The sequence below is a fragment of the Streptococcus sp. SV2 genome, from assembly GCF_030440175.1.
In the GTDB taxonomy this organism is placed as follows: Bacteria; Bacillota; Bacilli; order Lactobacillales; family Streptococcaceae; genus Streptococcus; species Streptococcus raffinosi.
Genome location: NZ_JAQFJQ010000005.1, coordinates 137,017 through 143,265, shown reverse-complemented (window position 1 = coordinate 143,265; position 6,249 = coordinate 137,017). Strand labels below are relative to the sequence as shown.

8 protein-coding genes are annotated in these 6,249 nt (G+C 39.5%); all 8 read left to right on the top strand.

Annotation, left to right across the window (positions count from 1 at the left end; genetic code table 11):
• On the top strand, positions 1 to 1,061 hold a 1,061-nt coding region (locus PCY14_RS04635; protein WP_301363206.1), incomplete at its 5' end, for an IS3 family transposase.
• Between the two features lie 135 nt (positions 1,062 to 1,196).
• Positions 1,197 to 1,430, top strand: a complete 234-nt coding sequence (locus PCY14_RS04630) for a DUF1858 domain-containing protein (RefSeq protein ID WP_004182516.1) — start codon at positions 1,197 to 1,199, stop codon at positions 1,428 to 1,430.
• 1 nt (position 1,431) lies between these two features.
• Positions 1,432 to 2,769: a DUF438 domain-containing protein gene (locus PCY14_RS04625; RefSeq protein WP_293917115.1), complete on the top strand. Its 1,338-nt coding sequence runs from the start codon at positions 1,432 to 1,434 to the stop codon at positions 2,767 to 2,769.
• Positions 2,770 to 2,882: 113 nt separating this feature from the next.
• Positions 2,883 to 3,764: a tRNA pseudouridine(55) synthase TruB gene (gene truB, locus PCY14_RS04620; RefSeq protein WP_293917117.1), complete on the top strand. Its 882-nt coding sequence runs from the start codon at positions 2,883 to 2,885 to the stop codon at positions 3,762 to 3,764.
• A complete protein-coding gene (locus PCY14_RS04615) occupies positions 3,761 to 4,681 on the top strand; it encodes a bifunctional riboflavin kinase/FAD synthetase (RefSeq protein WP_301363205.1) in 921 nt (306 codons plus the stop codon). Before truB ends, PCY14_RS04615 begins: the two co-directional genes overlap by 4 nt.
• Positions 4,682 to 4,740: 59 nt before the next feature.
• Positions 4,741 to 5,154 (top strand): Spx/MgsR family RNA polymerase-binding regulatory protein, encoded by a 414-nt coding sequence (locus tag PCY14_RS04610; protein ID WP_002888379.1) that lies wholly within the window; start codon positions 4,741 to 4,743, stop codon positions 5,152 to 5,154.
• Positions 5,147 to 5,428, top strand: a complete 282-nt coding sequence (locus PCY14_RS04605) for a UPF0223 family protein (protein ID WP_301363204.1) — start codon at positions 5,147 to 5,149, stop codon at positions 5,426 to 5,428. Before PCY14_RS04610 ends, PCY14_RS04605 begins: the two co-directional genes overlap by 8 nt.
• On the top strand, positions 5,418 to 6,185 hold the full coding sequence (locus tag PCY14_RS04600; RefSeq protein ID WP_002888374.1) for an inositol monophosphatase family protein: 768 nt from the start codon (positions 5,418 to 5,420) through the stop codon (positions 6,183 to 6,185). The genes PCY14_RS04605 and PCY14_RS04600 overlap by 11 nt, the downstream gene beginning before the upstream one ends.
• Positions 6,186 to 6,249: the final 64 nt, after the last annotated feature.

Genomic DNA, 6,249 nt, shown 5'->3' with positions numbered 1-6,249 from the left:
AAAAAACTGAGAGAATTAGAAAGGAGTTGGTTACAGGAGAACCTAAGCAAAGACTAATCGCTCAAAATCGTGCTCTGAAACTGAAGTTATATCAGTTCATTAAAACAAGCCACAAAGAAAAAGGGTGGGCTATCAGCTGGATGTGTCAGTTAGCTCAAATGAGCCGTGCTGCTTATTACAAATGGTTAAACCATAAGCCTAGTCAGCGAGAAGTAAGAGATCAGGCCATCCTTGAACGTATTTTAGAAATCGCTAAAACTAATAATGGTTTATTCGGTTCAGGTAAAATGACACTTGCCTTGAACAATGATCTAGTAGATGGTGAAAAGCCAATCTACCGACGAACTGTCGCACGTATCATGTGTGTTAATCGTATTTATTCTAATAAGACAAAATACAAGAAACAAAAACGTTACACCTTCTCAAAACCAGACCAGACAGCTGAGAATGTTCTCAACCGTGACTTTAATTCTGAACACCCAAATGAAAAATGGTGTATAGACGTGACCGAAGAAAAAGTTCCAGGAACAAAACAAAAACTCTTCATATGTGGAGTACTTGATTTATATGACCGTTATATTGTCAGTTATTCCATCAGTAACAGGAATGACACGGCATTGGTAAATTCAGCCATTAAAAAAGCCCTTAAAGAATTTCCGGATAGCCATGCCTTACTGCATAGTGATCGAGGATTTCAATTTACAAGGCGATCTTTTACCTACATGTTGAAAGCGCAGGGCATGACACAGTCAATGTCTAGAGTCAGTCGTTGTATCGATAATGGGCCAATGGAGAGCTGGCAGGGAATTATAAAGGAAATGAGAGCAGTTCTTTATCCTAATGTGTCAAGTTTTGAAGAGATGAAAGAGGCTTACGAAAAGACCATTCACTATTACCTATATCATGATCCCCAAGAGAGATTCAATGGGAAAACACCAGCTCAAGTGAGAGCTGAAGCACAAGAAAATCCAGAACAAGCTCCATATTATCCAATTAAACAATCTAAAAAATATAGAGATTACTGGAAAACTATTGCCGATAAGAAAAACCAGACTGCTTAACCCAAAGCAACCTGGTTCCTCACATTTTATTTATTTCAATTGTCTACTTGACACGGTACGTATCAAGGTTTGTTGGCCTTTTTTCATTATTCTCGTGTATAATGGTAGTAGTAAATATGTTATTAGGAGGTCACAATGACAACCAACACTATAGATTTATCACAACCAGTCGCAACCATCATTAAAGAGCATCCAGAGGTTAAGGATTTACTGATTGATCTCGGTTTCAAGCCCTTGTCCAACCCTGCTATGCTAAATACTGTCGGTAAGGTAACCAGTCTAAAAGCTGGCTCTAAGTTAGCTAATATTCCCCTAGATAAAATTAAGCAAACCTTACTATTCAATGGATATGATGTCATCGGAGACTGATATGGAAAACAATCGTATTCAAATACTCAAAGAAATTCTACTAGATTTGCACCATGGAGCCAGTCCTGAGAGTGTTCAAGAGCGCTTCAATCAACACTTCAAGGGCGTTTCTGCCCTTGAAATCTCTATGATGGAACATGAACTGATGGCATCTGAAGAAGGAGTTACTTTTGAAGATGTCATGAGCCTCTGTAATGTACATGCTAACCTCTTTAAAGGAGCCATTGCAGATGTGGAGGTAGCAGACGCTGATCAAGAAGGCCACCCTGTTTATGTGTTTAAACAAGAGAATTTAGCCCTACGTTCAGCTATTCTCCGTATTCGACGTATCGTAGAAAATATCAGTAAGCCTGAAAATGAAGAGTTTAAATCTGACCTAGTAAATGGGCTTAAGCATCAGATGTCATTACTTGGTCAATTCCATAATCATTACACACGTAAAGAAAAGCTCTTCTTTCCAATTATGGAGCGTTACGGTCATGACTCCCCGCCAAAAGTGATGTGGGGTGTAGACGATGACATCCGAAAACTTTTTAGAGTAGCAGAAGCTAAACTCAAAGCACTTCCAGAAAGTACTTTAGAAGAGTTTTCAAAAGCATTTGAAGCCTTTTCGGAAGAGTTTGAAGCTATGATTTTCAAGGAAGAAGCCATCCTACTTATGATTCTGCTAGAAACCTTCACGCAGGATGATTGGCTTTCCATTGCTGAGGAGAGCGATGCCTATGGCTATGCTATTATAAAGCCTACAGCTATCTGGAAGCCTAAGCGAGAGCGTTTTGATGATACTGTACTAGAAGAAAAGTCTAGTCCAAAAGCTGAGGAGAATATCGGCAATACTCGTGTCATAGATACCCTTGAAGGGCAATTCACTATCAGCTTCACACCGAAACCAAAGGCTGAAACTGTCGTAGATAGAGAAACTACACAGCCTTTTGGCAATGGTTATCTATCTGTTGAACAGGCCAATCTCATCCTCAATCATCTCCCTTTGGAAATCACTTTCGTTAATAAAGATGATATTTTCCAATACTATAACGACAATGTTCCAGCCAATGAAATGGTCTTTAAACGAACACCTAGTCAAATTGGACGGAATGTTGAACTTTGTCATCCGCCAAAAGTCCTTGACAAGGTCAAGAAAATCTTTGACTTACTCAGAAGTGGTGAGCGTGACCAAGTACCAATGTGGTTCAAATCTGAACGTCTAGGAAAATTCGTCTACGTCACCTATGCTGCTGTACGAGACGATAAAGGAGACTTTCAGGGCGTCCTAGAGTATGTCCAAGATATCCAGCCTTTCTTTGAGCTAGATAGCGACCTCAAAAGGGATATTGATTAAAAAGAAGAAGTAAATGTGACGTTATAAACATCTGAAGAGGCTAGAGAATTTACTCTTGGCCTCTTTATGTTTCTACCTAGCTCTTTATGCTTGCTTTTGATATAATTAAAAGTATGATTTCAGGAATTATTAATCTAAAAAAAGAAGCTGGAATGACCAGTCACGATGCAGTATTTAAACTGCGCAAAATTTTACATGAAAAGAAAATCGGACACGGTGGAACCCTAGATCCTGATGTTACTGGTGTTTTACCCATAGCAGTTGGAAAGGCTACTCGTGTCATTGAATACATGACTGAAGCTGGCAAGGTCTATGAGGGTGAGATTACCATTGGCTTTTCGACAACGACCGAAGATGCTAGCGGTGACGTCGTCCAAACAACACCTTTAACAGAGCTGGATGAAGAATCTGTTGATAAAGCCATGTCTAGTTTTGAGGGCCAAATCACACAAATCCCACCGATGTACTCAGCAGTTAAAGTCAACGGGAAAAAACTTTACGAATATGCACGCGCCGGCCAAGAAGTCGAACGTCCACAACGCCAAGTGACAATTACCGAGTTTGTTCGTACCTCACCTATTAAGCTTGAAAACGACACTGCAAGATTTACCTTCCGTGTTGCTTGTAGCAAAGGAACTTATGTCCGTACCTTATCTGTCGACTTAGGTGCTAAACTTAGTTATGCTAGCCACATGTCTGCTCTGCGTCGAACAGCTTCAGCAGGGTTAACGTTAGATTTAGCCCTAACTCTCTCACAAATTTCAGAAATGGTAGAAGCAGGGGATGAGTCTTTCTTACTCCCTATCGAATTTGGTGTTCAGGACCTACCGGTTGTGCAAGTCACTGAAGAAGATGCCAAAGAAATCTCATTTGGTCGCTTTATTTCCTTAGGGAGCCAAGAACCTCTGGTAGCTGCCTTTTTGGGTGACAAGGTTCTAGCCATCATGGAAAAGCGACATCACGTCTATAAACCTAGAAAAGTATTAATCCAATGAAAGTAACGTCCATTAACGATTATAAAGATATCCATCAGGAGAAGGGAACAGTCCTTGTCTTAGGCTACTTCGATGCGCTTCACCGTGGTCATAAGGTCCTTTTTGATAAGGCACGCCAGATTGCTGATGAGAAACAGCTTGAAGTAGCTGTCCTTACCTTTAACGAGAGTCCGCAACTGACATTCCAACGCTATACAGATGATCTCCTTCTTCATATCACTGCACCTCAAAGACGTTGTGATCTTTTTGAAGCTTACGGAACAGATCAACTTTATTTAACAGATTTCAATAGTGATTTTGCCCGAACCAGTTCTGATGACTTCATTGCTCGTTATATTAATCGTTTGAAGGCTCAAGAGGTTGTTGTGGGATTTGATTACAAGTTTGGACACCATCGAACGGATGCAGACTATTTAGCTCGAAATTTTTCTGGAAGGGTACATGTCATTGAAGAGCAACAAAGTGATGGTGAAAAAATTTCATCAACTCGTGTTCGCCAGTTGATTAGAGAAGGTAAGGTTAAAGAGGCTAATAACCTCTTGGGACATGAATTCTCTACACGAGGTATTGTGGTCCACGGAGATGCGCGTGGACGCACTATTGGTTTTCCAACGGCCAATCTAGCACCAATTGATAGAACCTTTCTACCAGCTGATGGGGTTTACGTTGCTGACGTCGTCATTGATGGAAAACGCTATCGTTCTATGACCAGCTTGGGTAAAAATGTCACCTTTGGAGGGACAGAACTGCGTCTTGAAGCCAACATCTTTGATTTTGAAGGCGACATCTATGGGAAAACGATTGAAGTCTTCTGGCTAGAATATATCCGTGATATGGTTAAGTTTAATAGCATAGATGAACTTTGTGAACAATTGAATACAGACAAAAATATCGCAGAAAATTTTAAGAAAGCGTAGCCAAAACTATACAAATATTGTATAATAATTAGGAATGTTAAAGTGAAAGGGGCGTTTGCATGGTAACTTTATTTTTATCACCTAGCTGCACCAGCTGTAGGAAAGCAAGAGCCTGGTTGACCAATCATGAAGTTGCTTTTAACGAACACAATATTATCACAAGCCCATTGACCCACGATGAGTTGATGAGGATTTTGTCTTATACAGAAAATGGTACAGAGGATATCATTTCAACCCGTTCAAAAGTCTTTCAAAAATTAAACATCGATGTAGATGATTTAACTATCAAGGAACTTATTCAATTGATTTCTGAATATCCAAATCTTCTTCGTCGACCCATCATTATGGATAACAAACGCATGCAAATTGGGTTTAATGAAGATGAAATTCGTGCTTTTTTGCCTCGTGACTATAGAAAGCAAGAACTACGTCAAGCGACCATTCGTGCTGAAATTGAGGGTAACAATGACTAAAGGAAATTATTCCTACCCACTCGATCCATCGTGGAGCACTGAGGAAATTACCACAGTGCTTAATTTTTTGAGTCAGGTAGAAAAAGCATACGAAAGCAAGGTTGATCGTGATCAACTCTTGCAAGCCTATAAAGCATTTAAGATTGTTGTCCCCGGAAAGGCACCTGAAAAGCAACTCGACAAGGCTTTTGAAGAAGCTAGCGGTTTTTCAACCTACCAAGCTATCAAAGCCGCCAAAGCACAAGATAAAGGATTAATCTCACTTGGAAAATAAATTGAGTTTCGCAAAAGAAATCATAAAAGAAGCTGGAGATTTTATTAAAGACAGTTTGTCAAAAACGATAACAGTCGAAGAAAAGACAGCTTTTGATGATTTAGTAACTAATATTGATAAGCAAACACAAGATTTACTCGTTGCTAGGATTCAATCTGCTTTCCCTACGGATCATATTTTTGCAGAAGAAAATGGCCTAGTTCATGATATAAAAGATGGCAATGTCTGGGTCTTGGATCCTATTGACGGAACAGTCAATTTTATTGTTCAACAAGAAAATTTTTGTGTCATGATTGCTTACTACGAAGAGGGCCAAGGAAAATTCGGCCTCATTTATAACGTCATGGCTGATGAACTTTTCTATGGTGGTGGCCAATTCGATGTTTATTGTAATGACAAGTTACTTCCAGTATATCAAGATCGTCCTTTAAATCGATGTCTAGTTGCTAGTAATGCAGCCATGTTTGCTAAAAATTTTCATGGCCTCCAAAGCTTTATTAATAAAACCTTGGGCGTACGTGTTTATGGTGGTGCCGGTTTAAGTATGTCAAAAGTCCTATCCGGTCAAATTTTAGCCTATTTTTCTGTCATTTACCCATGGGACTATGCTGCAGCAAGTATTATGGGCGAAAAATTAGGTTATCAGCTTGAGACCATTAACGGAGAAGCTCTTGATTACTCTAGTCGTCAGGCGGTAATGCTTGTTCCTAAAGCAAAGCTCAATGACATTAAAACCATTATGAGCTCTAAAGATTAATTGAATAAGTATACTGGACAAATCAGGACCATAAGTCCTCTTGGTTGGTCCAGTTTTTTAATAG